28 protein-coding genes are annotated in these 26,708 nt (G+C 71.6%); 10 read left to right on the plus strand and 18 right to left on the minus strand.

The genetic code is table 11. The features are described 5' to 3' along the window. The first annotated feature begins 213 nt into the window (after positions 1-213). Entirely contained in the window at positions 214-456 is a 243-nt protein-coding gene (locus MKK70_RS30230) for a hypothetical protein (protein WP_147729926.1), read from the plus strand. A 10-nt stretch (positions 457-466) separates the two neighbouring features. Here MKK70_RS30230 and MKK70_RS30235 read toward each other — a convergent pair whose 3' ends face one another. Both MKK70_RS30235 and MKK70_RS30240 read right to left on the minus strand, forming a co-directional pair. Next, on the minus strand, positions 467-1,957 hold the full coding sequence (locus tag MKK70_RS30235) for an amidase (protein WP_243951659.1): 1,491 nt from the start codon (positions 1,955-1,957) through the stop codon (positions 467-469). A 75-nt stretch (positions 1,958-2,032) separates the two neighbouring features. Next, positions 2,033-2,554, minus strand: coding sequence for a DUF2244 domain-containing protein (locus MKK70_RS30240; RefSeq protein ID WP_147728907.1), 522 nt, complete (start codon positions 2,552-2,554; stop codon positions 2,033-2,035). 20 nt (positions 2,555-2,574) lie between these two features. Here MKK70_RS30240 and nth point away from each other — a divergent pair, with 20 nt between their 5' ends. Then, positions 2,575-3,303 carry an endonuclease III gene (gene nth / locus MKK70_RS30245; protein WP_243951660.1) on the plus strand — a complete coding sequence of 243 codons (729 nt, stop codon included), beginning with the start codon at positions 2,575-2,577 and terminating at the stop codon, positions 3,301-3,303. Positions 3,304-3,620: 317 nt separating this feature from the next. Further along, positions 3,621-4,415 carry a phosphoribosylaminoimidazolesuccinocarboxamide synthase gene (purC, locus tag MKK70_RS30250; RefSeq protein WP_147728905.1) on the plus strand — a complete coding sequence of 265 codons (795 nt, stop codon included), beginning with the start codon at positions 3,621-3,623 and terminating at the stop codon, positions 4,413-4,415. Here the strand turns inward: purC and MKK70_RS30255 are convergent. From MKK70_RS30255 to MKK70_RS30270, 4 genes are all read right to left on the minus strand, one after another. Further along, a complete protein-coding gene (locus MKK70_RS30255) occupies positions 4,363-6,111 on the minus strand; it encodes a glycosyltransferase family 2 protein (RefSeq protein ID WP_243951661.1) in 1,749 nt (582 codons plus the stop codon). The two genes, purC and MKK70_RS30255, sit on opposite strands and share 53 nt — an antisense overlap. 2 nt (positions 6,112-6,113) lie before the next feature. After that, complete coding sequence (locus MKK70_RS30260; protein ID WP_243951675.1) at positions 6,114-7,943, minus strand: glycosyltransferase family 2 protein; 1,830 nt, start codon at positions 7,941-7,943, stop codon at positions 6,114-6,116. Positions 7,944-8,133: 190 nt separating this feature from the next. Further along, positions 8,134-8,787, minus strand: a complete 654-nt coding sequence (locus MKK70_RS30265; RefSeq protein ID WP_147859469.1) for a hypothetical protein — start codon at positions 8,785-8,787, stop codon at positions 8,134-8,136. Positions 8,788-8,804: 17 nt separating this feature from the next. Next, complete coding sequence (locus MKK70_RS30270) at positions 8,805-9,341, minus strand: invasion associated locus B family protein (RefSeq protein ID WP_243938115.1); 537 nt, start codon at positions 9,339-9,341, stop codon at positions 8,805-8,807. A gap of 276 nt (positions 9,342-9,617) precedes the next feature. Here MKK70_RS30270 and MKK70_RS30275 point away from each other — a divergent pair, with 276 nt between their 5' ends. Next, complete coding sequence (locus MKK70_RS30275; RefSeq protein ID WP_147727962.1) at positions 9,618-9,992, plus strand: hypothetical protein; 375 nt, start codon at positions 9,618-9,620, stop codon at positions 9,990-9,992. 207 nt (positions 9,993-10,199) lie between these two features. Here MKK70_RS30275 and MKK70_RS30280 read toward each other — a convergent pair whose 3' ends face one another. From MKK70_RS30280 to MKK70_RS30295, 4 genes are all read right to left on the minus strand, one after another. Then, positions 10,200-10,934, minus strand: a complete 735-nt coding sequence (locus MKK70_RS30280) for a M48 family metallopeptidase (protein WP_243951662.1) — start codon at positions 10,932-10,934, stop codon at positions 10,200-10,202. A gap of 85 nt (positions 10,935-11,019) precedes the next feature. After that, positions 11,020-12,297, minus strand: a complete 1,278-nt coding sequence (locus MKK70_RS30285; protein WP_243951676.1) for a polyhydroxyalkanoate depolymerase — start codon at positions 12,295-12,297, stop codon at positions 11,020-11,022. 209 nt (positions 12,298-12,506) lie between these two features. Next, on the minus strand, positions 12,507-13,583 hold the full coding sequence (locus MKK70_RS30290; protein WP_147727964.1) for a tartrate dehydrogenase: 1,077 nt from the start codon (positions 13,581-13,583) through the stop codon (positions 12,507-12,509). Between the two features lie 42 nt (positions 13,584-13,625). Beyond that, a complete protein-coding gene (locus MKK70_RS30295) occupies positions 13,626-14,924 on the minus strand; it encodes an MFS transporter (RefSeq protein WP_243951663.1) in 1,299 nt (432 codons plus the stop codon). A 156-nt stretch (positions 14,925-15,080) separates the two neighbouring features. Here MKK70_RS30295 and MKK70_RS30300 point away from each other — a divergent pair, with 156 nt between their 5' ends. From MKK70_RS30300 to MKK70_RS30315, 4 genes are all read left to right on the plus strand, one after another. Then, the gene (locus MKK70_RS30300) at positions 15,081-15,785 is read left to right on the plus strand and encodes a GntR family transcriptional regulator (RefSeq protein WP_147859472.1); all 705 of its coding nucleotides are present in this window, start codon (positions 15,081-15,083) and stop codon (positions 15,783-15,785) included. Between the two features lie 308 nt (positions 15,786-16,093). Further along, positions 16,094-17,185, plus strand: coding sequence for a pilus assembly protein TadG-related protein (locus tag MKK70_RS30305; protein ID WP_147729039.1), 1,092 nt, complete (start codon positions 16,094-16,096; stop codon positions 17,183-17,185). Positions 17,186-17,241: 56 nt separating this feature from the next. After that, positions 17,242-17,865, plus strand: a complete 624-nt coding sequence (locus MKK70_RS30310) for a TadE/TadG family type IV pilus assembly protein (protein ID WP_147843510.1) — start codon at positions 17,242-17,244, stop codon at positions 17,863-17,865. 16 nt (positions 17,866-17,881) lie between these two features. Further along, a complete protein-coding gene (locus tag MKK70_RS30315) occupies positions 17,882-18,514 on the plus strand; it encodes a TadE/TadG family type IV pilus assembly protein (RefSeq protein ID WP_147843509.1) in 633 nt (210 codons plus the stop codon). Positions 18,515-18,593: 79 nt separating this feature from the next. On the opposite strand, the gene MKK70_RS30320 is transcribed toward MKK70_RS30315, so the two are convergent. Continuing rightward, complete coding sequence (locus MKK70_RS30320) at positions 18,594-19,211, minus strand: YqgE/AlgH family protein (protein WP_187274848.1); 618 nt, start codon at positions 19,209-19,211, stop codon at positions 18,594-18,596. Positions 19,212-19,275: 64 nt separating this feature from the next. Further along, on the minus strand, positions 19,276-19,560 hold the full coding sequence (locus tag MKK70_RS30325; protein ID WP_243951664.1) for a hypothetical protein: 285 nt from the start codon (positions 19,558-19,560) through the stop codon (positions 19,276-19,278). A 479-nt stretch (positions 19,561-20,039) separates the two neighbouring features. Between MKK70_RS30325 and MKK70_RS30330 the strand changes: the two genes are divergently transcribed. Continuing rightward, entirely contained in the window at positions 20,040-20,522 is a 483-nt protein-coding gene (locus MKK70_RS30330; RefSeq protein WP_147728447.1) for a peroxiredoxin, read from the plus strand. Positions 20,523-20,630: 108 nt separating this feature from the next. Then, positions 20,631-21,272, plus strand: coding sequence for a DedA family protein (locus tag MKK70_RS30335; protein WP_147728441.1), 642 nt, complete (start codon positions 20,631-20,633; stop codon positions 21,270-21,272). 21 nt (positions 21,273-21,293) lie between these two features. Here MKK70_RS30335 and rnhA read toward each other — a convergent pair whose 3' ends face one another. From rnhA to MKK70_RS30365, 6 genes are all read right to left on the minus strand, one after another. Further along, complete coding sequence (gene rnhA, locus MKK70_RS30340) at positions 21,294-21,764, minus strand: ribonuclease HI (RefSeq protein ID WP_147728442.1); 471 nt, start codon at positions 21,762-21,764, stop codon at positions 21,294-21,296. After that, on the minus strand, positions 21,761-22,726 hold the full coding sequence (locus tag MKK70_RS30345) for a homoserine kinase (protein WP_147728443.1): 966 nt from the start codon (positions 22,724-22,726) through the stop codon (positions 21,761-21,763). The genes rnhA and MKK70_RS30345 overlap by 4 nt, the downstream gene beginning before the upstream one ends. 114 nt (positions 22,727-22,840) lie before the next feature. Continuing rightward, positions 22,841-23,851, minus strand: a complete 1,011-nt coding sequence (gene ispH / locus MKK70_RS30350) for a 4-hydroxy-3-methylbut-2-enyl diphosphate reductase (protein WP_243951665.1) — start codon at positions 23,849-23,851, stop codon at positions 22,841-22,843. Positions 23,852-24,016: 165 nt separating this feature from the next. Further along, positions 24,017-24,424: a type II toxin-antitoxin system HicB family antitoxin gene (locus MKK70_RS30355; protein ID WP_243951666.1), complete on the minus strand. Its 408-nt coding sequence runs from the start codon at positions 24,422-24,424 to the stop codon at positions 24,017-24,019. Positions 24,425-24,479: 55 nt separating this feature from the next. Continuing rightward, on the minus strand, positions 24,480-24,689 hold the full coding sequence (locus MKK70_RS30360; protein WP_243951667.1) for a type II toxin-antitoxin system HicA family toxin: 210 nt from the start codon (positions 24,687-24,689) through the stop codon (positions 24,480-24,482). Between the two features lie 211 nt (positions 24,690-24,900). Next, on the minus strand, positions 24,901-26,589 hold the full coding sequence (locus tag MKK70_RS30365; protein ID WP_243951668.1) for a methyl-accepting chemotaxis protein: 1,689 nt from the start codon (positions 26,587-26,589) through the stop codon (positions 24,901-24,903). Positions 26,590-26,708 lie beyond the last annotated feature (119 nt).

Genomic DNA, 26,708 nt, shown 5'->3' on the forward strand with positions numbered 1-26,708 from the left:
CCGCCGCCCCGTCTCGATGAACAGGGGTATACGGACCACCCAGCAGCCCGTCAACAGCCAAAACGGAACTTTCTTCGATTTCGACGACAGAACCACGACAGGCCGCCCGGACGGCCCTCCAGCGATCCTGAGACGGGTGCGCCCTCTCCGGGAACGATCGGCCCCTCCATCCGTAGAACCGCGTCGCCGCGGGGGCGGCACGGAGCATGCGCGATGGCGATCCAGGCCCTGAACGACCGCAAGAAGCTGTCGAGCGATTTCAACGAGGCCAACGACGCCTTCATCGATGCGGTGCTCAACGCGCTGAAGGCCGGCGAGATGCCGCTGGAGCTGGCCCGCGCCTACCTCGCCCACCCGGTGGCGATGATGCATGCGGACGGGGCGCAGGCGGTGGCCAACTACTTCGACCGCATCCTGGCGCAGCGCCCGACGATCGACTGGGCGCCGGGCGCGTAGGGACGACCGGTCAGATCGCGGGCGGGGCGAAGCCTCCGAAGCTCGCCTCGAGATGACGGCCGAGGGCGAGGGCCACGTCCTCGCGCCACGGGTGGGCCGCCACCTGCACCCCGATCGGCATCCCCTCGGGCGAGGTGCCGACGCGGACCGCCACCGCCGGCCAGCCGGTGAGGTTGTGGTTCTGGGCGTAGCCGACCCCGCGCTGCAGCGCCGGATCGAAGCTGGTGCCGTGCGCCGGCGCGACGTAGGGCGCCACCGGCGACAGCACCGCGTCGTAGCCCTGCAGGAAGGCGAGCTGCGCGTTGCGGAACGCGTCCCAGCGGGCGAACGCCGCCAGCGCCTCGGTGATGCCAGCCATGGCCGGCGCCGCGCGCGTGCCGAGCGACTGCTCGAACAGCGGCGAGATCCGCTCGGTCCCGATCGAGCGCAGGAAGGCGCGGGTGCCGGCGCCCCCGTCGCCGCGGGTCATGTCGTAGTAGACCGCCGCCGCCGTCTCGGCCTCCGGCAGACGGCGCTCCTCGACCGTCAGGCCGGCCTCCGCGAACGCCCTCGCCGCCGCGCGCACGGCCGCCGCGATCTCCGGCGTCGGGGCCGAGGCGCCGTCGTCGTCGAAGAAGGCGAGCTTCAGCCCGCGCAGGCCGACGGCGTCCGGATCGCGCAACGGCATGTCGACGATGGTGTAGTCGCGAAAATCCGGCCCGGCGACGATGGGCAGCGCGAGGGCGAGGTCGTCGACGCGGCGGGCGATCAGGCTGACATGGAACACGCTGTTGCGGGCACCCATCGGCCGGGGAAACTGCCCGGTGCGCGGGATGCGGCCCGAGGTCGGCTTCAGCGCGGCCAGCCCGCAATAATGCGCCGGGACGCGGATGCTGCCGCCGGCATCGGTGCCGAGGCCGAGGGGCGAGCCGCCGGCCGCGACGATCGCCGCCTCGCCGCCGCTGCTGCCGCCCGGCGTGCGGGCGAGGTCGTAGGGGTTGTTGGTGCGGCCGTAGACGAGGTTGTCGGTCTCCAGCGCGCCGGCGAGCTCCGGCACGTTGGTCTTGCCGAGCACGATCGCGCCGGCCGCGCGAAGGCGGGCCACCGCAGTCGCGTCGGCCTTCGGCACGTAGGCGGCCCGGCCCAGCGTGCCGCCGGTGCAGACCACGCCCGCGGTCTCCAGCGTGTCCTTGATCGTCACCGGGACGCCGTGCAGCGGTTTCGGCGCCTCGCCCCGCGCCAGGGCGGCGTCGGCGGCCGCCGCCTCGCGCCGCGCGGAGTCGGCGGTGAGCTGCACGACGGCGTTGAGCTGCGGGTTGACCGCGGCGATGCGGGCCAGATGCGCCTCGACCACCTCCGCGGCGGTGACGCGCCGGGTGCGGATCGCCTCGGCCAGCGCGCTCGCGGAGGCGGCGGTGAGCGCGTTCGTGCCGCCCGCCCGGGCGGGCGATGCCGCGAGGGCCGCAGCCGTCGCGATCCCGCCGAGCAGGGCGCGTCGGTCGATGGTGGTGGTGTCGTGCACGGGCGTCATCCGCTGGGGTGTGGGGGACGAGGCATCTTCCGTGCCGGCGCGGCCGGGAGACACGCGGCGCCCCGGTCAGTACCCCTTCTTCACCTGCGCCAGCGCGCCGGTGAGGCCGCGGGCGATGCGGGCGCGCTCGTCGGGCGAGGCGTCGCGGGCGACGACGACGTATTCCCGGCGCGAGACCAGGGTCAGGCGCTGCAACCCGAACTCCTCGTCCTCGACCTGGGTGAGCTTGGTCCAGAGCGGGTTGAAGCGCCATTGGTGGCGCTCGCCGCGGTGGCTGACGCGGGTGAGCAGGATCTCGAGCTGGGAGATCATCACCTCCTCGAAGGAGCGGCCGCGGCGGAAGCTGACCTTGAGCGCGGCGTAGATCGCCAGCATGTCGAGGCCGAAGAAGCCGGCGACCGGCCAGAAGCCCATGCGCCAGCACCACACCGAGATCACCAGCGAGACCAGGCAGCAGCCCGTCATCACCACCTTGAAGCCGGCGCGGCTCAGGGACTGGGCCGGCCGGATGGTGGCCGAGAACACCGGCCGGTCGATGGTATCGGGATCGAGGCCGTCCGGGTGGACGTGGAGGTTGCCGCTCGCCATAGGGCCAATATAACCCGACGATGCCAGCCAAGAAGCCGCCCGCCGTGAAGAAAGCCGCGATCGGGGGCACGCTCGCCCGACCGATCGTCGCACGCGCCACCCGCGCGCCCGATCCGGTCGGCCCCGAGGCCGTCGTCGCGATCTTCTCGCGCCTGCGGGCGGCCAATCCCGAGCCGCGGGCCGAGCTCACGTTCCTCAACCCCTACACGCTGCTCGTCGCGGTGGTGCTGTCGGCCCAGGCGACCGACGTCGGCGTGAACCGGGCGACCGGGCCGCTCTTCGCGATCGCCGACACCCCGGAGGCGATGCTGGCGCTCGGCGAGGACCGGGTGCGCGACTTCATCCGCACGATCGGGCTGTTCAACACCAAGGCGAAGAACGTGATCGCGCTCTCGCGCATCCTGGTCGAGCAGCACGGCGGGGTGGTTCCGCGCAGCCAGGCGGAGCTGCAGGTGCTGCCCGGCGTCGGCGCCAAGACCGCGAGCGTGGTGCTCAACGTCGCCTTCGGCGAGGCCCGCATCGCGGTCGACACCCACATCTTCCGCGTCGCCAACCGCATCCCGCTGGTGGTCGCCGCCACCACCGACAAGGTCCAGGCCGGGCTGGAGGCGCTGGTGCCCGAGCCCTTCCGCCTCAATGCCCACCACTGGCTGATCCTGTTCGGCCGCTACGTCTGCAAGGCGCGCAAGCCCGACTGCCCGAACTGCCCGATCGCCGACCTGTGCCGCTACCCGGACAAGACGGCGTGAGGGGGCGCCCCGGTGCGAGGCCTGCAAGGGGGAAGGCATCCCGCCATCCCGGGGCGCCGAAGGCGAGCCCGGGATGACGGGGCGGGGGCGGGAAGCGTGCGCGCGACGGACGAACGCCGGCGTCGACCAAGGCCGAGGAAGGCGCGCCGCGCGTATCCCCCACCCGGCTAACGCGTTGTGCTGCCAGCGCGCTTCGGGTAGTTTGCGGCACGGTCGCCGGGGTTCCCAGCCATGACATGTGCCCGCGGCCCGACCTCTCCCGAGGTCTGAACGCCGCGGAATCCGCGCACGTCTCGTCGCCAAGGAGCCACGGCCCGATGGACTTCCTCAAACCACGGTACACGCCTATGAACCGCCGCCGTCGCATCTACGAGGGCAAGGCGAAGGTCCTCTACGAGGGTCCGGAGCCGGGAACGCTCATCCAGCACTTCAAGGACGACGCGACCGCCTTCAACGCGAAGAAGCACGAGATCATCGACGGCAAGGGCGTGCTGAACAACCGGATCTCGGAGTTCGTCTTCCAGCACCTCAACGACATCGGCGTGCCGACCCATTTCATTCGCCGGCTCAACATGCGCGAGCAGCTGATCCGCGAAGTCGAGATCATCCCGCTCGAGGTGGTGGTGCGCAACGTCGCCGCCGGCTCGCTGGCGACGCGGCTCGGGCTCGAGGAGGGCACCCAGCTGCCGCGCTCGATCATCGAGTTCTACTACAAGAACGACGCGCTCAACGACCCGATGGTGTCGGAGGAGCACATCACCGCGTTCGGCTGGGCGACGCCCCAGGAGATCGACGACATCATGGCGCTGGCGATCCGCGTCAACGACTTCCTGTCGGGCCTGTTCCTCGGCGTCGGCATCCGCCTGGTGGACTTCAAGATCGAGACCGGCCGCCTGTGGGAAGGCGACATGATGCGCATCGTCGTCGCCGACGAGATCTCCCCGGATTCGTGCCGGCTGTGGGACATCAAGTCCGCCGACAAGCTCGACAAGGACCGCTTCCGCAAGGATCTCGGCGGCCTGATCGAGGCCTATACCGAGGTCGCCAAGCGGCTCGGGATCATGTCGGAGAACGAGAAGGTCCAGACCGGCGGACCGCGCCTGGTCCAGTAGGGCCGTCGACGGCGCCCGCGCGCAGCCGCGCGTGGGTCGAGAGATCGGGATCGAAGCCCGGATGATAATGGGGGTCCTGCACCAGCAGCGGCCCCCATCGCATTTTAAATGCCGCGACCTCGCGGGCGTGGCGGCTTTCGGCCTCCGGCGAGCGCCTTCGGCTCGCGCCCTCGCGGTGATGCAGCACCGCGCTTGGCACCATCAGCGTGCGGTGGCCGGCCGCGTTCAGGCGCAGGCACAGGTCGACGTCGTTGAAGTCGACCGCGAAATGCGCGGCGTCGAAGCCGCCGACCGCGCGGAACTTGGCCGCCTCGACCACGAGGCAGGCGGCGGTGACGGCCGAGACCGCATGCGTCGCCCGCAGGCGCATGCCGTCGCCGGGGGCGTCCCCGGGGAAGTGCCGATGCGCATGGGTGGCGAGGCCTCCGGTGCCGAGCACGATGCCGCCGTGCTGGATCCGGCCCTCCCCGTCGAGCAGCTTGGCGCCGACCGCGCCGATCTCGGGCCGCAGCGCCTCGCGCACCATCCGCCCGAGCCAGTCCGGCCTGAAGGCCTCGACGTCGTTGTTGACGAAGGCGAGCAGCGCGCCTCGCGCCAGCGCGGCGGCGGTGTTGTTCATGCCGGCGAAGTCGAACGGCCCCGGGCAGGCGACGACGCGCACCCCCTCGCCTTCGAGGGCGCGGAAGTAGGCCAGGGTCTCGGGCGCGCGGCTGTCGTTGTCGGCGATCAGGATCTCGAGGGTCGGCCAGTCGGTGCGGGTGCGCAGGCCGTCGAGGCACGCGCGCAGCAGATCGACCCGGTCGCGGGTCGGGACGATGACGCTGACCAGGGGAAGCGGATCGGGCAGCGGATGCAGGGCCGAGACGACGCCGTCGGGTTCGCACGCGAGCCGGGTCGCGGCCCGACCGGTGCGGTCGAGGTGGCGGCGTAGGCTGGCGAGCCGGGTTTCGAGATGTGCGTCTCGCGGCCCCCGCCTTCCCTCGCCCTGAAGCGGGAGAGGGTGGGCCTCGCGCGCGCGAGGGTCGGGAGCGGGGAGCGCCGTGACCGGATCGGTCGCTCCCTTCTCCCGCCCGCCTTCGGAGGGTCCCCTCCCCCGCAGAGGGGGGAGGGAAGGCGCGCGGTCGGAAGCGAGGTCCGGCCCGATCCGAACCGACACGATCCCCGGCAGGTGCCCGATCGCGTCCGGGCCGAAGCGCTCGACGATGCGCAAGGCGGCGTCGAGCGCCGAGATCTCCGCGTCCCCGCCGGCGATCGCGCAAAGGCTCGCCCGGCGCACGGCGAGCACCGGGCCGAGCCAGTCGACGGCCATCAGGTAGTCTGGATCGAAGGCCGGGCGCAGCAGCGGGAACACCGGGCCGCCGGGCGAAGCCTGGACCAGCGCGTCGCCGTAGAGCGCGTGCAGGCTCGGATCGGCGGCGAAGGCGGCAGCGAAGGCTCGGCGGGCACCCGCGACGAGCACGTGACCCGGTGCCGTGAGCAGGCGGAGGTCGGGATCGTCCGACGGGACGGGCTCGGTCGGAAACCGGTCCAGGATCCCGGGCGGCAGCGCCAGGCGGTGATCGATGCCGACGAGGGCCGCGCATTGCTGGCGCGCGCGCAGGCGCCGGCCGGTGAGGCGGGCCCAGAGGATCGCGAAGGTCCGCCGCGGATGACGCGCCAGGGTGGCGGCGACGGCGCGCGTGCCCGAGCCAGCCATGGCTATTCCAGGTCCTCGCCGAAGGTCGTGAGCGACAGGGCGGGATGATAGAACGGATCGTGCCGGATCACGTCGCGCCAGCGCTCGGTGAAGCGGGCGGCCTCCGCCTCGAACCGGATGCGCTTGGCGCCCACCGACGGGCCGCGGCTCACCGATTCGAGGTGAGCCAGGGTGGCGGCCGGCGTCCACACCGTCTTGCAACCGGCCGCCCCGAGGCGGAGGCAGAAATCCACGTCGTTGAAATCGACCGGGAACGCCTCCGCGTCGAAGCCGCCGAACGCCCGATAGTTTTCCCGTGAAACAGCGAGGCACGCGGCGGTGACGGCCGAGACCTCGTGCGCGACCCGCATCTGCCCGAGACGGCCGGGGCTGCCCGCGGGGCGCTTGCGCAGGATGTGCCCGGCCCGCCCGCCGAGCCCGACGACGACGCCGGCATGCTGCAACGTGCCGTTCGCGTAGAGCAGCTTGGCGCCGACCGCGCCGACCTCCGGCCGCAGCGCCTGCCGGACCATCGCGTCGAGCCAATCCGGGTGCAGCACCGCCACGTCGTTGTTGAGCAGCACGACGACGGCGCCGGTCGCGGCCGCCACCCCGGCATTGACCATCGCCGAGAAGTTGAAGGGCGCATCGAACGCGACGATCCGCACCCGCCGATCGCGCCGGAGCGCGTCGTAGTGAGCGAGCACCGCCGGATCGGTCGAGCCGTTGTCGACGATCACGCACTCGATGGCAGGGTAGGCGGTCTCGTGCAGGACGCCGCGGCAGACCCGCTCGATCAAGTCGAGCCGGTCGCGCGACGGGATCACGATGCTGACGCGCGGCGCCGGCTCGGGCAGCGGCCAGAGCAGGTCGACGACGCCGTCGCGGATCACCGGCTCGGCGGCGTCGGTGCGATGCCGGGCGAGCGCGGCGGCGCGCGGCGCGGCATCCGGCGCGGCCCCGGTGGTCTCGGCGAGGATGCGCGGGAGGTGCGCCACACGGGTCGCGCGCGCGCCGAGCCACAGGTCGAGGACGAGCGGAAACGCCGCGATCGCCCCGGCCGGGTCTTCGGGAAGGCGCGCGAGCAGGGCCGGCGCGGCGAGCCACGGCCGGCCCTGGTAGCCGGTGGTGCGGGCGAGATCCGGGCTCCAATCCGGTTTCAGCCGGGGCGCGCCGTCGCGCAGCTCGTCGGCGTAGATCAGGTCGGCCGTGCCGATCTCTGCGGCGAGCCGAGCGAGCGCGTCGGGCCTCAGCCGGTCGCCGGCGCGGAGCAGGCAGAGGGGCGCGATTCCGAGGACATCCCCGAGGCCGCGATCGTCGCGCCAGGCCTCGTGCGCGATGCGAGGGTCGTCGGGCGTGGCCTGCAAGGTGGCGTGCAGGACGATCGCGCGCCAGTCGGGATGGGTCTGCGCGCGCAGGCTCGCGAGCGTCGCGGCGAGGCTTTCGGCATCCGCGTCGGCCAGGACGAGCACGCGGATCATGCCGAACGCCCCCTTCCCTCCCCCGCCTTCGGGGGAGGGCGGAAGGAGGGCGCGGTCCGCCGCCCAATCCGAGAACCGCGCGCGCGGCGTCACCGCGCAGGTCCCGCGGAGGGTGTCGCGATAGCGGCGCTCGTCGCCGCGCAGGCGTTCGTAGAGGGCGGAGACGGCGCGGAGCGGCCGGGTCGCGAGCGCTTGCAGGAACAGGCTCGCCTCGGTGCGGCGGCCGACGCGCTCCAGCACGAAGCCGGGTCCGGCGGCGAGGCGGATCTCGCGAAGGTCGTCCGGGAGCAGGCCGAGCCAGTGGGCGCAGGGCTGCGCGACGCCGGGCAGCACCACGTCCTGCGCGCCCTCGGCGCGGATCAGGCGCAGCATCGGCCGGCGCGGCCGGGCGGTCGGCGGCTCGCGATAGGTCAGGACGACCCAGCCGCCGCGGCCGATCTCCGGCAGCACGAGGCGGCGGTCGAAGACCGGGTCGGCCGCCGGCACGCAGTGGAACGCGGTCGCGCGCCCGAGGTCGAGCCGGGCGGTCAGGCGCGGAACGGGCCGTCTCCCGGCTTGGGCTTCACTGCGCGGCGCCCGCCTCGGCCGGAGCTTCGGAGGGCGCCTCGGACGGGGCCTGGGCCACCGGCGCGCGGCGGCGGGGTTTCGGCTTCGCCGCCGCCGCCTTCGGGGCGCCGCCCAGGCCGACGACGATCTCGTAGTCGGCGCTCACGGCGGCCGGCACGGGGATGTCGTCCTCCACCACCGTGGCGAAGCCCTGGGCCTCGCCCGACCCGACCGAGACCGCGACGCGGCGGGTGCGGGTGCTGACGGTCTTGTCGTCGTGCTTGATCGCGATGGTGAAGGGCACGTCGAACCGGCCGGGCGCGCCGGAGGGGCCGAGCAGGACGCGGGCCTCGATGCCGACCTTGACCGTGATCGACCCGTCCGCGCGCCGGGTGCACTCGCGGGCGATGCGCCCGAGGGAGACCTGGCTGCGGATGCCGGCGCCGGTGGCGCCGGCCGGGTTGGTGAGCGCGGCGCCGCCGTCCGGCACGTCGACGGTCGGGCAGTTGGGCGCCTCGAGCTCCTTGGGCTGCGACGGCGGCACGGTGGTGCCGCCGTACTTGAGCAGGTTGGAGAAGATGTTGCCCTCCTCGGCACCCGCGGGCGCCGCGCCGAGCGCGAGGGCGAGCCCGCAGAGGGCCGTTCGCCCGATCCCCAAAGCCCCGATCATGCCGCGCCTCCCGATGCTCACTTCAGGCTGTCGAACCCGGCCGCGAAGCCCTTCATCGACAGCGGGATGCCGACGCCCTCTTCCGGCGTCTGGAACACGATGAAGGTCGCCTGCGTGCCAGCCTTGAACTGGCGCACGAGGCCCTCGTCCATCACCACCTCGGCGACGCAGCCGGTGGTGAGGCAGCGCACGAAGCCGGCGCGGCCGACGTCGGTCTGGTCGATCTTCAGACCGAGGCCCGACGGCAGCAGCACGCCGAGCGGCGCGACCACGCGCAGGAGGTAGCCGCGGTTGTCGGCGGTCTTCAGGACGATGACCACCAGGGTGAGGTTCGGGCGGTCCTCGGCGGCGAGATACTGCACCATGGCGCATTGCTCGGCCTTGGCGCCGGCCGGGGTCTCGCAGCGCAGCTGCCAGTCCTCGAAGGTCTTGCGCACCATGCCCTGCGCCTGCGCCGCGCCGCCGAGGCCGCCCAGCAGGCCGCCGGCGAGGGCCACGGTTGCCAGCGCCGACGACAGGCGCCTGACACGGTCGAAACTCCTGTGCAGCCGCACCGACGATCCCTTCACGAGCGCGCCCCCGAGCCCGTTGCGGGCGGGAGGCCTTGCCGAAAACCCGGGTGTTCCGACCATGCGGGGCCCGGCGCTGTCAAGCGAGCCGCGCCGGCGCGCGCGGCAAACGCGCGGGCCTCAGCGCCGCCTCGTCCCGCCCGGGCCCGAAACGCGGCGGCCGGACACCGTGCGGACCGAATGTTGCCACAATGCGCTATCGCTGGGACGCGCCGCGACCTAGATATCGCAGCGATGCATCATCACACGAGAGCCGGCGCCATGCGTGTCCTCGCCCTGACGGTCCTGCTGCTCGGCGCCACCGGCGTCGCGGCGACGGCCGAGCCGCTTCCGATCGGCGAGACGACCTACGTCGAGCGCTCGCTCAACCGCAGCGGCCTGCTCACGGTCGAGCATCCGCCGGTGGAGGTGAACCCCTACGGCCGCCGCAACGGCAACGCCGCCATCGCCGGCTTCTGCCGCGAGGGTGGGCTGATCCGTCGCCGCGACGAATTCGGCAACCCGATCGTCGTGCGCCAGCGCGAGCTCTGCGACAGCGTCGCCCCGCGCACCCTCGATCCCGGCGAGGTCGACCCCCGCCCGGCCTGGCCGGCGGAACGGGTCTCGCGCGAGCGGGTGCTGCGCGCGAAGGGGTGAGATTCGCGAAGCCGCACCGTTCGCCCACGCGGTTTCACGCTCCTTCCCGTCATTCCGGGGCGCCGAAGGCGAGCCCGGGATCCAGAACCGCAGGTCGTGTTCCCGTATGCGCCGTCGCGGCTCTGGATTCCGGGCTCCGCTGCGCGGCCCCGGGATGACGGGGAGGGACCGGTGGAATGGCGCGTCCTCGGTCCGCGATCCGCACCCTCACCCGTAGCGATGCAGCGCCGTGCCGTTGCGCTTGAGCCAGGCCTCGGCCGCGTCGACCTCGGGGCAGAGCTGGCCGAGCAGCGTCCAGAACCGGGCCGAATGGTTCATCTCGCGCAGGTGCGCCATCTCGTGGGCGACGAGGTAGTCGAGCACGACGGGCGGCGCGAGGATCAGGCGCCAGGAGAAGTTCAAGGCGCCGCCGGCGGTGCACGAGCCCCAGCGGCTGCGCGTGTCGCGCACCGTGATCCGCACCGGGCCCTGGCCGAGCTTGGCCGTGTAGTGCGCCACCGCACGCGCGAGGTCGCGGCGCACCTCCCCGTCGAGGAAGGCCTGCACCCGGCGGGCGACGTGCTCGGGCCCGCAGGAGACCGACAGCACCGGCTCGGCCGCGTCGGCCTCGATCCGGGTGATGCCGCTGCGCGAGCCCCGCCGCACGATCCGGTGCGGCACCCCGCGCAGGGGCACCATCGCGCCCTCCGCGAACGGCACCCGCTCGGGCACGCGGGCGAGGCGCGCGGCGATCCAGTCGCCGTGGCTCACGGCGAAGCGCTGGGCGGTGCTGATCGCGCTGCGGGCCGGCAGGGTGATCACCACCTCGCCGGTGGCGGCCGAGACCCGCAGCGTCAGGCGCCGCGCGGTCGGGCGCCGACGCACCGCGACGCGGTAGGTCTCGCCGTCGTGCACGATATCGAGATGGTCGGGATCGGGGCGTCGCAGCAGCGCGAAGGGCATGGTGCCAGTCTAGCTGCGTGGCCGCCGCCCCTCCAGGGCGGCGACGCCAGATTCCGGCGCGTTTTCGCCCCGTCGGAAGCGCCGCTCAGCTCGCGAGCTGAATCGGCGCCGCGGCGTCGGCCGGAAGCCCCTGCATCGCGCGCACGAAGGCGGCGATCCGCGGGGCGATGATCGTTCGGTAGCGCGAGCCGTTGAACACGCCGTAATGCCCGACGCCCGGCTGCAGGTGGTAGGCCTTGCGCTCCTGGGGCAGGTTCGGCGTCAGGTCGAGGGCGGCGAGCGTCTGGCCGACGCCGGAGATGTCGTCGTTCTCGCCCTCGACCGCGAGGATCGCGCAGCGGCGGATCGCCGTCAGGTCGACCGGCACGCCGCGGTGGCGCATCGTGCCCTTGGGCAGGTCGTGGTTCACGAACACCGTCTCGACGGTCTGGAGGTAGAACTCGGCCGTCAGGTCCATCACCGCCAGGTACTCGTCGTAGAACTCGCGGTGCTTCTCCGCCGAATCGCCGTCGCCCTTCACGAGATGGTCGAACATGTCGGAATGGGCCGTCACGTGCCGGTCGAGGTTCATCGCCATGAATCCCGAGAGCTGCAGGAAGCCCGGATAGACCGCCCGCCACGCGCCCGGATGGATCGGCGGCACGTAGGAGATCGTGTTGGTCTCGAACCAGGCCTGCCCGCGCTCCTGCGCCATGCAGTTCACGGCGGTGGGCGAGCGGCGGGTGTCGATCGGCCCGCCCATCAGGGTCATCGAGACCGGCACGCCGGGATCGCCCGCGGCCTCCATCACCGCGATCGCCGCCAGCACCGGCACCGCCGGCTGGCACACGGCCATCACGTGCAGGTCCGGCCCGAGCGCGGCGAAGATCGCCTTGCAATAGTCGATGTAGCTGTCGAGATCGAACCGGCCGGCGAGCAGCGGCACCATGCGCGCATCCGACCAGTCGGTGACGAAGACGTCGTGGTTCGGCAGCATCGCCTCGACGGTGCCGCGCAGCAGCGTCGCGTAGTGGCCCGACATCGGCGCGACCACGAGGAGCTTCGGCTGCGGGCTGGCCGGCGGGGTCGCGAAGGCGCGCTCGAACGCGATCACCCGGCAGAACGGCCGCTCCCACACGATCCGCTCGGTCACCCGCACGGCGACGCCGTCGACGACGGTCTCGGACAGCCCGAAGGCCGGCTTGCCGTAGCGGCGGGTGGCCCGCTCGAACATCTCGCAGCCGGCGGCCATCGAGCGGGCGTAGGGCGAGTAGGCGAGCGGGTTGGCCGGGTTCTGCAGGCCGAACCGCGCCATGTCGGCGGCCATGCGCGCCGGCGCCATCAGGAACCGCATGCCCTCGAAGGCGGTGTAGGCGAGATCCATCCGGGCCATCGAACGCTCCTTCGCCCGGACGCGGCCGTCGGGCGTTGCAGGCAACCACCTTACCCGGGCGATGGTTCCGGTGAAGGCCCGTCGCGCGGACGTGATGCGATGGTCCTCGGCTCGTTACGCGACACGGCGTGGTCGAGGCGCGGGTCCCCTCTCCCGGACGGGAGAGGGGCGGGGCGGTGCTTCCCGGCCCCCCGAACGACCTACGCGTTGTCGCCGCGGATCGCGGCGATGACCGCGTCGGTGACCTGGCGCGTGGTGGCGGTGCCGCCGAGGTCCGGCGTGTGCAGGCTCGGGTCGGCGGTGACGCGCTCGACCGCGCGCATCAGCCGGTCGGCCGCCGGCGCCTCGCCGAGATGCTCCAGCATCTGGCACGCGGTCCAGAAGGTGGCGATCGGGTTGGCGATGCCCTTGCCCGTGATGTCGAAGGCCGAGCCGTGGATCGGCTCGAACATCGACGGGTAGGTGCGCTCCGGGTTGATGTTGGCGGTCGGCGCGATGCCGAGCGAGCCGGCGAGCGCCGCGGCGAGGTCCGAGAGGATGTCGGCGTGGAGGTTGGTCGCGACGATGGTGTCGAGGGTCTGCGGCTTCATCGTCATGCGCATGGTCATGGCGTCGACCAGCATCTTGTCCCAGGTCACGTCGGGAAAGTCCCGGGCGACCTCCGCCGCGATCTCGTCCCACATCACCATGGCGTGGCGCTGGGCGTTCGACTTCGTCACCACGGTCAGGAGCTTGCGCGGGCGCGACTGCGCGAGCTTGAAGGCGTAGCGGATGATCCGGTCGACCCCGGAGCGGGTCATCATCGAGACGTCGGTGGCGACCTCGTTCGGATGGCCCTGGTGCACGCGCCCGCCGACGCCCGCATACTCGCCTTCCGAGTTCTCGCGCACGATCACCCAGTCGAGCTCCGGCCCCGACACGTGGCGCAGCGGCGAGGTGATGCCGGGCAGGATCCGGGTCGGGCGGACGTTGGCGTACTGGTCGAAGGGCTGGCAGATCGCGAGCCTGAGGCCCCAGAGCGTGATGTGGTCGGGCACGTCGGGCGCGCCGACGGCGCCGAAGAAGATCGCGTCGTGGTGGCGGATCTGGTCGCGCCCGTCGGCGGGCATCATCACGCCGTGGCGCTTGTAGTAGTCCGAGCCCCAGTCGAAGTGGTCGAACCGGAAATCGAAGCTGCCGGCCTTCTCGGCGAGCGCGTCGAGCACCTCGATGCCGGCGGCGATGACTTCGATGCCGATGCCGTCGGCGGGAATGGCGGCGATTCTGTAGGTGGTCATGATGGGTCTCCGTGGGATGCGGTGCGCGGATCGAGCGGGGTTCTAGCGCGCGGTGGCGCCGGCCGGCTCGGCCCGCCGCCCGGAGCGGGCGACGACGAGCGTGAGGACGGCCGAGAGGACGAGGAGCGCCGCCACGAAGACCAGGCCGCCGGTGAAGCTGCCGGTGCGGTCCTTGATCCAGCCGATCGCCCAGGGGCCGACGAAGCCGCCGAGGTTGCCGATCGCGTTGATCGTGGCGATGCCCACCGCCGCGGCCGAGCCGGACAGGAACATCGTCGGCATCGCCCAGAGCGGGGGCTTGGCCGAGCTGATGCCGACGTTGACGAGGCTCAGGGCCGCGACGACCGCCAGCGTCGAGGCTGCGCCGCCGGCCAGCATCAGGCCGGCCGCCGCGACGAGGCAGGCGACGACCACGTGCCAGGTGCGCTCGCCGGTCCGGTCGGAATGGCGCGCCCACAGGATCATCGCGACCACCGCGATCGTCGGCGGCACGGCGTTGAGGAAGCCGACCGCCAGCGTCGACAGGCCGAAGCTCCTGATGATCTGCGGCGCCCAGATGCCGAGCGTGTAGAGGCCGGCGGAGGTGCCGAAGTAGATCAGCGCGAGCGCCAGCACGCGGATGTCGGTGATCCCGGCCATGAGGCCGTGCTTGGCGTGCACCCGCTTGCCGGCGCGCTCGGCGTCCATCTCCGCGACGAGCCAGGCGCGCTGGTCGTCGGCGAGCCACGTCGCCTTCTCGGGCCGGTCGGTGAGGTAGAACAGCACGACGACCCCGAGGATCACGGCCGGCACCGCCTCGACGATGAACATCCACTGCCAGCCGTGCAGGCCGAGGAGGCCCTCCATCTCCAGGAGCGCACTGGAGAGCGGCGAGCCGAGCAGCACCGAGATCGGCGCCGCCGCCATGAACAGCGAGACCACCGCCGCGCGGTAGCGGGCCGGGAACCAGTAGGTCAGGTAGAGGATGATGCCGGGAAAGAACCCGGCTTCCGCCGCGCCGAGCAGGAAGCGCAGCACGTAGAAGCTGGTCTCGCCTTGGATGAAGGCGAAGGCGCCCGACAGCATCCCCCAGGTGATCATCACCCGGGCGATCCACAGGCGCGCGCCGACCTTGTCGAGGATGTAGTTCGAGGGCACCTCGAACAGGAAGTACCCGAAGAAGAACACCCCGGCGCCGAAGCCGAACACCGCCGAGGTGAAGCTGAGGTCCTTGTTCATCGTCAGGGCGGCGAAGCCGATGTTCACCCGGTCGATGAAGGCGACGAAGTACAGCAAGCAGATAAACGGCACCAGGCGCCACGCGACCCGGCGCATGGTCGCCTGCTCGAGCGAGCGGTCCATCGTGTCCTCCTCGGATGGGCTCCAGCGATCGAGTCGGTCTTCAGTGCCAACTTCCATGCAAGATGGCATGTGGTAAGATATTGCAGGCGGCCGCGTCAAGCCTGCATTGCAGCCTCCATGGAAGCTGATAGGCCTGCGCCGTGGTGGGAGGTCGTGATGGTTCGGGTGCGTGCGGAGAAGGCCGAGGAGGGCGACAGGCGTCCCTCCCTCGTCGACGACGCCTATGCGGCGATGAAGGAGGAGATCCGCGAATCGCGGTTTCCGCCCGGGTACCAGGCCTCCGAGCAGGAGATCGCGCTGCGCCTCGGCATGAGCCGGACGCCGGTCCACGAGGCCGCCATCCGCCTGCAGGAGGACGGCCTCGTCCGGATCCTGTCGCGCAAGGGCATCGTCATCTGCGCGCTGGCGCCGGCCGACATGCGCGAGATCTACGACGTGGTGATCGCGGTCGAGGGGCGGGCGGCGGCGCTGATCGCGGGCCTGCCGGAAGCGGAGCGCGAAGCGGCGGCGGCGCGGCTCGCCGCCGCCACCACCGCGATGGCCGAGGCCCGGGCGGCGGGCGACCACGCGGCCTGGGGCCATGCCGACGAGGATTTCCACCGCACCCTGGTCGAGCGCGCCGGCAACGGCCGCATGATCCGGATCAACCAGACGATCAACGACCAGTCGCACCGCGCCCGCATGCTGACGCTCAAGCTGCGCCGGGAGCTCGGAGCCTCGGTCGCCGAGCACGAGCGGATCGTCGCGGCGATCCGGCTCGGCGACGCCGCCGCGGCCCAGGAGCGTGCGCAGAGCCACCGCCTGCGCGCCCGCGACGAGCTGCTTCCGCTGCTCGAGAGCTTCGGGCTGAAGCACCTCTGACCCGAATGCGGCTGTGTCCCGGCGCCGTTCGGTCCCGCCGGGGACGGAGGCGGCGGTGGACGCCCGGTCTCACGCCGTCCTTCGCGCCACCGCCGGCCCCTCGTTTCGGCGCGGAAACGATGAGATCGGGACGCGTTGCTGTGCGTTAAGCGCTTTTTTACGGTCTTCGGAAAATCGAACCGAGCAATGACGCCTCATGGACGGTCGCTCGCGCGGAACAACTTCACGTTAAATATTGCGGTTCTATACATGCACCGTGGATTGCAGGCTCGGTGATCTCGGGCCTGGGTTGCGTGTGGAGATGTCGGATGCGTCGGGCCGTGTCGCGCGCGAGACCAGCGCTGGCTCGAAACCAGAGCGGCAACGTCGTCGTGATCTTCGCCCTGAGCCTGCCGTTGCTGCTCGGCGCCGGCGGGCTCGCGATCGACTACGGCAATGCCGTCCGCATCCGCGCCGTCGCGGCCAGCGTCGCGGACGCGACCGCGCTCCTCGTCGCCAACGCCGATACGGTCGCGGCGGCGGCCGAGGGTTTCCGCCTCGCCAACGCCCAGCTCACATCCCGCCTCGGCACGGCCAATGCGGCGAACGGCTATCAGATCAACGGCACCTGGATCGACGGCGCGAACTATCGCGTGACCATCTCGACGACGCTTCGGACGAGCCTGCTGCACCTGCTGCCCGGCATGCCGCGCCAGATCACCGTCGCGACCGCGACCACGGTCAACCGCGTCGCCCCCGTCTACGAGACGGCTCCGCCGACGGTGAGCCAGCTGTCTCCCGATGCCGCCGACTACAATCGGATCTACATCTACTGCTATTCGTCCGACCCGGCCCGGCAGGCCTCCGCCGACAAGGGCCGCACGATCCCGGTGCCGATCGCCGACAACGCGACGCCGCCGTCGGACTATTCCAAGTACAAGGCCCCGACCTGCGGCGCCAACGAGGCGCCGTCCTACATGCTGCGGAACGTCCGGAACGGGCGCAGCAACAAGTCCGCCTGGGACGACCCCAATCAAGAGGTGTATCAATACTACACCGATACGATGATCGACACCGGACTGCGCGTTCAGACGATGGGCATGAAGGGCTATCGCGTCAATTCCAACGGCAGCATGACCACGGTCAACATGGTCTCGAACCCGATCCTCGAGACGATCGTCTGCGACAACCTGAGCCAATGCCGGAACAAGTCCAACGGCGGCATCCTGCCGAACAACAACACCACCCATACGCCGGCGACCTCCACCGCGAGCTGCAGCGAAGGGAAGTACATGTATTACGGGTGGGAGGATCGGCCGCCGAGCGCGGGAAGCGATCGCGACTACGACGACATCCGCATCGTCGTCTCCTGCCCGACCACGACGAAAGTCTCCGACAAGAAGCTCCGGATCGTGGAATAGGCGTTGTTTTCATGAACGCCCGCCCGACCCGTGAACCCCCTCCCCTGAGCCCGGGAATGGTCGTCGATGCGATCCGCCATCCTCGTCATCGGCAGCGGAAGGCCGGCCCGGCCCTGCGTCGCTTCCCGGCGGCGCGCGACGGAGCCAGCGCCGTCGAGTTCGCGCTGGTCGCGATGCCGTTCATCGCCCTGCTGGCCATGGTCCTGCAAACGGCCCTGCTGATCTGGGCCTCGCGCGATCTCGACGATGCGCTGCAACGCGCCGGGCGGACGATCTACACGGGAGAATTCCAGACCTCGAACGCGGGCCAGAGCGACGCCGGCACCCTGCTCGCCGCCATGAAGACCGCGATCTGCGGCACCACCGCATCGCGCGTCGTCACCGTGTTCGATTGCGACACCCTGAAGCTCGACGTGGCCCTGGGCAGCTCGTTCGCCGGCAGCACGATCCCGACCCCGTTGGACACAAAGACGCGCGACTGGTCCAAGGGCTTCGGCTCGAACTATGCATGCGCGCAGCCCGGATCGATCGTCGTCGTCACCGCGGCCGTCAAGCAACGCGTCGCGTTCGGCTTCCTCTACGCGAGCCTGCCGAGCTTCGGCGACGGCTCGCGCCTGCTTCAATCCACGGCGGTGTTTCGAACCGAACCCTATGACACGTCTTCCAGCAAGAGCTGCTAGGCCGAGGAACCGGGCGATGCTGCGGACGGCCGATCGGCCGGCATCGTCGTCCGGCTTCGGATCCGATGCCCGCGGCGTCTCGGCAATCGAGTTCGCGCTCGTCCTTCCGATCCTGCTGACGATCTCGCTCGGCATCTCGGAATTCGCGCGTGCGATCGACCATTACCGGAAGGTCACGCTCCTGGCGCGGACGGTCGCGGATCTCACCGCGCAGGGCGACGCCGCGACACCGATGGCGACCGCCACGATGACCGACATCCTGGCCTCGGCCAAGCTCGTCCTCACGCCCTATGCCAGCGGCTCGGCCAGCATCGTGGTCAGCGCGCTCGGCGTGTACGCCGACGGCGGCGGCCAACGTCCCAAGGTCTGCTCCAGCTACGCCACGAGCAACGGCACGGCCCGCGGGCTCGGGACGGCGGCCGACCTCACCGTTCCCGACGGCTTCCAGATCGGCGGCATGCGCTACGTGCTGGCCGAGGTGAGCGTTCCCTACGCGCCGCTGCTCGGCAGCAACCTGATCCGCTTCGTCGGCGGGGCCAACAACCAGTTCACGTTCAAGGCCAACGTGCCCTGGCCGGTCCGCGGCGGCCAGCCCGCCAAGTCGACCTACAACGAGGTCGTCATGCCCGGCGGCAAAGCCTGCACCTGACGAGGCTTGCACCTGGGCGCGCCTCGCCGATCTGCAAGGCGCGCGACAGCCGGCCCTTCGCGCGGGCGGGACCGCGCCGTCAGGCCCGGCCCATGCTGACCGAGAGCATCGCCGGGTCGATGCCGTTGCCGCGCAGCGCCCGGTCGTACTTTCCGGCGAGGTCGGCGTGGAAGATCAGGTCCGGGTCGGCCGGGCAGTTGAGCCAGCCGTTGGCCATGATCTCGCTCTCGAGCTGGCCCGCCTGCCAGCCGGCATAGCCGAGAGCCAGCACGGCGCTGGCCGGCCCGTCCCCCGCCGCGATCGCGCGCAGGATCTCGACGGTGGCGGTGAGGCAGATGCCGTCATCGATGATCAGCGTCGACTGGTCGATGTGGAAGTCGTCGGTGTGGAGCACGAAGCCGCGCTTGCCCTCGACCGGGCCGCCCATCAGCACCGGCATGTGGCCGACGCGCTCGCGCAGGCGGATCGCGTCGGCCTCGCCCGCCACGTCGAGCTGCACCAGGAGGTCGGGCATCGACAGGTCGGTCACCGGCTTGTTGACGATGATGCCCATCGCGCCGTCGGCGGAGTGCGCGCAGACGTAGATGACGGAGCGGGCGAAGCGCGCATCCGTCATCCCCGGCATCGCCACGAGGAACTGGCCGTCGAGGTAGGCGGGATCGCCGGAATCGGGCATCGGTATCGAAGGCCTGGGCATCCGCGCATGCTACGCTCCGCCCCCCCGATGTCCAGCGGACAAAACGCCGTGCGGGTGTCGCCGGTCACGCGGGCGGGTCGCGCTCCGGCGTCGCCCGGTCCGGCCGCGCTCCCCGCCCTTCGGCGGTCGCCGGCGCCGAAGCGAGCACATCAGCGAGCACGCGCGCGCGCAGCAGCGGGTCGTCGATCCCCTGCCACAGGCGAAGCAGCTCCGCCGTGTCGCCGAGCGGGCCGCCGAGCGGGCAGGCGCGCGGGTCGTCGAAGGCGGAGACCGGGATCGCGAGGGACCGGGCGATCTCCGCCAGCCTGGCGGCCGCTCGGCCGGAACCTGCGACGGATTCGGAACCCATGCGCATCACCGATTGAATGATCAGAAATCAGTTTTACAGTCGGCCTTGCGGTTAGCGTAACCGATCTACGTCCGACAAAAACTATCGGATGATGGCACGACAGTTCGATGGTTCCGGGTCGCGCGTCAAACCCGTATCGAGGACGGATGAATTCGCATCGCGATGTCGCGACGACGGTCGATGCCTGCATCGCGGCGCAGGCGGCGATCGGGGCGGCGGGGACGCGGACCCTCGTCCGCATCCTCCTGTTCCGGCCCGGCCGGGAGCTGGCGCGCCTGGAGCGCGCGCGGGCGAAGGCGGTGCGCCGAGGCGCGCGGCCCGAACCGGCGACCGCATCCCGACCCCGCGGCGCCATCCCTGCGATCACCCTGGCGATCGCCCTTGCGCGCGCCGCCTCGCTCGACAGCCCCCGCGGGCCGCGCTACGTCACCGCCGATCCGAAGCGGCGCGATGCCGCGATGCGCGAGGAACGGTCCAACATGACGATTCAGGTCGGCGATCACCTGCCCCAGGCCACCTTCCGCATCACCGGCCCCGAGGGCCCCCTCGCCAAGACCACGGACGACGTGTTCAAGGGCCGCCGCGTCGTGCTGATCGGCGTGCCGGGCGCCTTCACCCCGAGCTGCCACCGCAACCACCTGCCGGGCTTCGTCAACAACAAGGACGCGATCCTCGCGCGCGGCGTCGACGCCATCGCGGTCACCTCGGTCAACGACGTGTTCGTGCTCGACGCGTGGTCGAAGGCCAGCGGCGCGGAAGGGCTCGAGTTCCTCGCCGACGGCAACGGCGACTTCGCCAAGGGCCTCGGCCTGGAGATGGACGGCAGCGGCTTCGGCCTCGGCATCCGCTCCAAGCGCTACGCGATGCTGGTCGAGGACGGCGTGGTGCGCGTCCTCAACGTCGAGGAATCGCCCTCGAAGGCCGAGACCTCGAGCGCCGAGGCGCTGCTCAAGGTGATCTGAGCCCGGCGGGGACGCCCCTGGGAGGGCGCGCCGGCCGAGGCCGGATATGCGCCCTCGAATGGCCACCTTCCCGTTGCGAATTGCGGCCCGATCAACCCCAGGGGCCGCATGTCCTTCCTGCACGAACTGCCGATCGCCGACCTGATCGCGTCCTACGGCTACGTCGCGATCTTCGTCATCATCACCCTGGAGAGCGCCGGCGTGCCGATGCCGGGCGAGACCGTGCTGATCTCCTCGGCCGTCTATGCCGGCAGCACCGGCAACCTCAACATCGCGCTGATCATCGCCGCCGCGGCCGCCGCCGCGATCATCGGCGACAACCTCGGCTACTGGGTCGGCCGGCGCTGGGGCATGCCGCTGCTGCTGCGCTACGGCCGCATGATCGCCCTCGACCACGGCCGGCTCAAGCTCGGGCAGTACCTGTTCCGCGAGCACGGCGGGAAGATCGTGTTCTTCGGCCGCTTCACCGCGATGCTGCGCGCCTACGCGGCGCTGCTCGCCGGGGTGAACCGGCTCGATGCCCGCCGCTTCATGCTGTTCAACGGGCTCGGCGGCCTCGCCTGGGCGACGAGCATGGGGCTGGGCTCCTACTATTGCGGCCGCTCGATCGAGCAGATCGCCGGCCCCGTCGGGCTGGCGCTGCTGGCCCTGGTGATCTTCGGCGGCCTGGCCCTGTGGCTGTTCGTGCGCCGCCACGAGACGCGGCTGCTCGCCGAAGCCGAGCGCGCGATCCCCGGCCCACTCGCCTGAGCGGCGCGGGTCCTCCCCCCCTCAGCGGCGCGTCTTGAACGGCGCCATCGCGGCCACCGCCAGCGCGTCGACGCGGTTGTTCAGCGGGTCGCTGGCGTGGCCCTTGACCCAGTGCCACTCGACCGTGTGGCGGGTGCGCGCCGCGTCGATGCGGCGCCACAGGTCCTCGTTCTTCACCGGCTTCTTGTCGGCGGTGCGCCAGCCCCGCGCCTTCCAGCCGTGGATCCAGCTGGTGACGCCCTGGCGCAGGTACTGCGAGTCGGTGAATACGTCGACGCGGCAGGGGCGCTTGAGCGTCTCCAGCGCCTCGATCGCGGCGAGCAGCTCCATGCGGTTGTTGGTGGTGTGCGCCTCGCCCCCCGAGATCTCGCGGCGCGTGTCGCCGTAGATCAGGATCGCGCCCCAGCCGCCGGGGCCGGGATTCCCCGAGCAGGCCCCGTCCGTGTAGATCTTGACCCGGGTGGGGGCCGCGTCGGTCGCCGCCTCGCTCATCGCGACCATCCGTAGGCCGAGGCGTCCGCGGCCTGCCGGTGGAAGCTCAGGCGGCGGTCGTACTCGCGCGGGTCCTTCGGCTGCACCAGGGCGCCGGGCGGCACGTTCAGCCAGTCGACCAGCCGCGTCAGCATGAACCGCAGCGCCGCGCCGCGGCACAGGATCGGCAGGGCCTCGATCTCGGCGGCCTCCAGCGGGCGCACCGCCTCGTAGCCGGCGATCAGCGCCGCGCCCATGTCGCGGTGGTAGGTGCCCTCAGGAGAGAAGCACCAGGCGTTGAGGCAGATCGCGAGGTCGTAGGCGAAGGCGTCGGTGCAGGCGAAGTAGAAGTCGATCAGCCCCGACAACCCATCGCCGATGAAGAACACGTTGTCGGTGAAGAGATCCGCGTGGATCACCCCGCCGGGCAGGTTCGCCGGCCAGCGCGCCTCGAGCAGGGCGAGGTCGTCGCGGGTGCGCGCGGCGAGCCCGGGCGCGACGCCGTCGGCCTGGCGCTCGGCCTGGTCGAACAGCCCCCGCCAGGCGCCGACCGAGAGGCTGTTGTCGCGGCGCATGCCGAAATCGGCGCCCGCCGCATGGAGCCGGGCCAGGGCGCGTCCGAGCTCGGCACAGTGATGCGCGGTCGGCGCCTTCACCGAGACCCCGTCGAGGAAGCTGACGATCGCCGCCGGGCGGTCGCACAGGGTGCCGAGCGCCGTGCCGTCGCGGTTGCGGATCGGCTGCGGGCAGGCCAGCCCGCGACTCGCCAGGTGCTCCATCAGGCCGATGAAGAACGGCAGGTCGCCGGCCCGCACCCGCTTCTCGTACAGGGTGAGGATGTAGGCGCCCCCGGTGGTGTGCAGGAAGAAGTTGGTGTTCTCGACCCCTTCCGCGATGCCCTTGTAGGAGAGCAGCCCGCCGATCTCGTAATCGGCGAGGAAGTCGGTCAGCGCCGCGTCGGATACCTCGGTGTAGACGGCCACGGCGCTTCTTTTCTACGGATCTTCAGATCAATCGGCACGCGACGATGTTCCCCGCCGGCCCGAGCCGGCGAGACGGGCGGGCGATGGCACCCGCCGCCCAAAGTCGCAGAGAACCTACTCGGCGGCTTCGCTGCGCAGCTCGCGCGGCAGCGGGAAGACCATGTCCTCGACCACGGTCTGCACCGTGTCGACCGTCACCGTGTAGCGGGCGGCGCAGGCGTCGATGATCTCCTCGACCAGCACCTCGGGGGCCGAGGCGCCGGCGGTGAGGCCGAGCTTGGTGATGCCCTCGAAGGCGGGCCAGTCGATCTCCTCGGCGCGGAGCACGAGGCGGGTGATCGGGCAGCCGACGCGCTCGGCGACCTCGCGCAGGCGCTGCGAGTTCGAGGAGTTCGAGGAGCCGACGACGATCAGCGCGTCGACCAGCGGCGCGATCTGCTTCACCGCCTCCTGGCGGTTGGTGGTGGCGTAGCAGATGTCGTCCTTGTGCGGCCCGGTGATGGTCGGGAACTTCGCCTTCAGGGCGGCGACGATGTGCAGGGTGTCGTCGACCGACAGCGTCGTCTGGGTGACCCAGGCGAGGTTGTTCGGGTTCTCGGGCTCGAGCGCGGCGATCTGCTCGAGGTCCTCGACCAGGGTGATCGAGCCCTTGGGCAGCTGGCCCATGGTGCCGACGACCTCCGGGTGGCCGGAATGGCCGACGAGGAGCACGTGGCGGCCGCGCTTGTGGTGGATCTCGGCCTCGCGGTGGACCTTGGTCACCAGCGGGCAGGTGGCGTCGATGGTGATCAGGCCGCGGGTGTCGGCGTTGGCCGGCACGGTCTTGGCCACGCCGTGGGCGGAGAAGATCACCGGCGCCTCGCCGTCGGGGACCTCGTCGAGCTCGCGCACGAACACCGCGCCTTTGCGCTTCAGGCTCTCGACCACGTACTTGTTGTGCACGATCTCGTGGCGGACGTAGACCGGCGGCCCGTAGATCGCGAGCGCGCGCTCGACCACGTCGATCGCCCGCACCACGCCGGCGCAGAAGCCGCGGGGGGCCGCGAGCAGGATCTCCAGCGGCGGCTTTGCTGCGGTTGCGGACGCCCCGTCCGAGGCGGTGTCGAGATTCGTGATGGCGCTCATGATCCGGGATGTGGCGAGGAGGGGCCCGCCCTGTCAACCGGGCGGCCGCGGCAAACCCGCCGCGTGGGCACGCGCTATAGCACGTTTGCCGGCGCGGGTGACCCCCGGAGCCGGCGTTCGTCGAAGGGTGGGGATTCGGGGGCGCTGCGCGGGTCGCGTCGGGCTTCAGGTCCCGGCGCCGACGAGCCGCGCCTTGGCGGCCGAGGCGAGAAAGCCGGACCGGGTCTCGCCGGCCGAGGCGGCCGCGCGATCGATCCGCTTCAGCAGATTCTCCTCGACCGAGATGTTCACCCGCACGGCGCGCCCGGGGAGGTCGACGTCGATGAGGGCGACGATCGCATCGGCGCTGTCCTCGCGGAACACGGGATCGCAGCGTAGAACGTCGAGCGAGCGGATGCCGGGGATCGGCTCGCCATCCTCGGCCAGGCCGCCGACATGGAAGGCCAGCATCTCGGCCGCCTTCACGTAGAGCGTGTCGAGGTCGTCCGCGCCGGTGGTGGCGCCGGGGAAATCGGGGAACGAGGCGCCGTAGTTTCCGGCCTCGCCGTGGATCAGCATGACGACACGGGCCATGGGCGGTGCTTCCCGTCGGGCCGACGATCCGGCCTCGTCCTCGAAGGGGGAGGCGTCACCACACCCACCCGGCTTGCCGATACACGCTTCGCAGCGGGCCGATCGCCTGCTCGCGCCGACCGGCATCCACCGTCACCCGTCCCGGCCTGGTCGGATGCTTGAGCTGGACATGGTCGCCCGGGCCCTTCCGCGCGATCCCCCATCCGTCGGCTTCGAGGGCGGCCAGCAGGTCGCGGGTCTTCGAGAGGCGGACGCGAGGCGGCATGGCGATCCCGTCCGGGTCGCTCGCTGCGGCCGCAGCGCGGTCGATCCGCGGGCCTGCAAGCCGGATTATAAGCGTCGCCCGTCGTTGTGCAAGCTTGTGTATGGCAAGCGCGCGTGCGGACGGCGCGATCGGCAGCGCGCGCCTGCCGTCCGACCTTCGTGACCGCGCGTCCCGCAACCGGGACGCGACCGCCGCCCCCTCCGGCCCCGCCTCAGGCGGCGCGGAGCGAAGCCAGCATGCGGCTCATCTCGGCGTTGAGGTGCTCGGACTGGCGCGACAGCTCGGTGGCGGAGGTCAGCACCTGCGAGGCCGCGGCGCCGGTCTCGTCGGCCGCCGCCGCGAGCCCGCCGATGTTGGCCGTCACCGCCCCCGTCCCGTAGGCCGCCTCGCCGACGTTGCGCACGATCTCCTGGGTCGCCGCGCCCTGCTCCTCCACCGCCGCCGCGATCGAGGCCGACACCCCGGAGATCTCCCGGATCCGTCCCGCGATCGCGTCGATCGCCGCGACCGCCTGGCGGGTCGAGTCCTGGATCCGCCCGATCTGGCTGCCGATCTCGCCGGTGGCCCGCGCCGTCTGCGCGGCGAGCTCCTTCACCTCGGCCGCCACCACCGCGAAGCCGCGGCCGGCCTCGCCGGCGCGCGCCGCCTCGATCGTGGCGTTCAGGGCGAGCAGGTTGGTCTGCCCGGCGATCGACGAGATCATCGCCACCACGTCGCCGATCCGGGCCGCCGCCTCGCTCAGGTCCTGCACCACGGCCGCCGTCTGCGCCGCCTCGGCCACCGCCCCCTGCGCCAGCGCCGAGGAGCCGCCGACCTGCCGCCCGATCTCCAGCACCGACGAGCCGAGCTCCTCGGCCGCCGCCGCCACCGTGTTGACGTTCGAGGCCGCCTCCTCGGCGGCCATCGCCACCGTCGTCGACTGCGATGCCGTCTGCGTCGCGGTCGCCGTCATGCTCTGCGCCGTCGCCTGCAGCTCGGTCGCCGCCGCGGTCACCGTCGCGACGATGCCGCCGACCGAGCGCTCGAAGGTGTCGGCCATCTGCCGCATCGCGGCCTTGCGCTGCGCCTCCGCGCCGGCCCGCGCCAGGGCGGTCTCGCTCTCCAGCGCCCGCATGCGCAGCAGCGCAGCCTTGAACACCTGCACCGCGTCGGCGATGCGGCCCATCTCGGTGCGCGTGCCCTGGAGCGGGATCGCGGTCTCGAGGTCGCCCTCGGCCAGAGCCTGCATCGGCCGGACGACGTGGTCGATCCCGCGGCCGATGCCGGCGATCAGCAGCACGGCCATCGCGACCGCCAGGGCCAGGGCCGTCCCGAGGGCCGCGACCATCCAGAACCGGGTGCGCGCGACGGATGCCGCGGCGGACGCTTCCGCGCGCGCGGCGCCCTCCGTGTTGAGGGCGATGATCCTCTCCAGGGCGATCGAGGCGTTGCGGCGCGCGCCGATCCCCTTGCTTTGGTAGGCGAGCAGCGCCTCGGCCTTCTCGCCGGCGCGGGAATGGGCGAGGATCGGCGCCTCGGTGGCGGTGAAGGCGCCCCACTCGCGCAGGAAGGTCTCGTACAGCGCCCGCTCCTCGGGCTGCGCGATGCCGCGCGCGTAGGCGGCCATCCCGGTCTCGATCGCCTGGCCGCGCTGGGCGATGTCGCCCTCGATGGCGGCCAGCGCCTTCGGCTCGGTGGTGAGCATGTGCCGCAGCAGGCTGGTGGTGTACCGCCCGGTCAGCGCGTCGAGGGCGCCGGCGTCGCGGACGTTCGGCAGCCACCGCGTCTGCACGTCGACCAGCCGTTCCTCGACCGTCGCGATGCCGGACAGGCCGGCGAGCCCGAGCCCGAGCACGAACAGGGTCAGCGTCGCGAAGGCGGCGACGAGCCGCGTGCGGATCGAAACATTTCTCAGGGACACGCGCGACTCCGGGAATAAAGTCTTCATGGGCTTCGGCGCCCGAACATTTGCTCGCAATAAAGTATAGGTGGCCCGCGTTAAGGAATACAAAAGCCCAACCCCGATCCGTGCCCGACGCC

It is taken from the genome of Methylobacterium sp. E-041 (genome assembly GCF_022829665.1).
GTDB lineage: Bacteria > Pseudomonadota > Alphaproteobacteria > Rhizobiales > Beijerinckiaceae > Methylobacterium.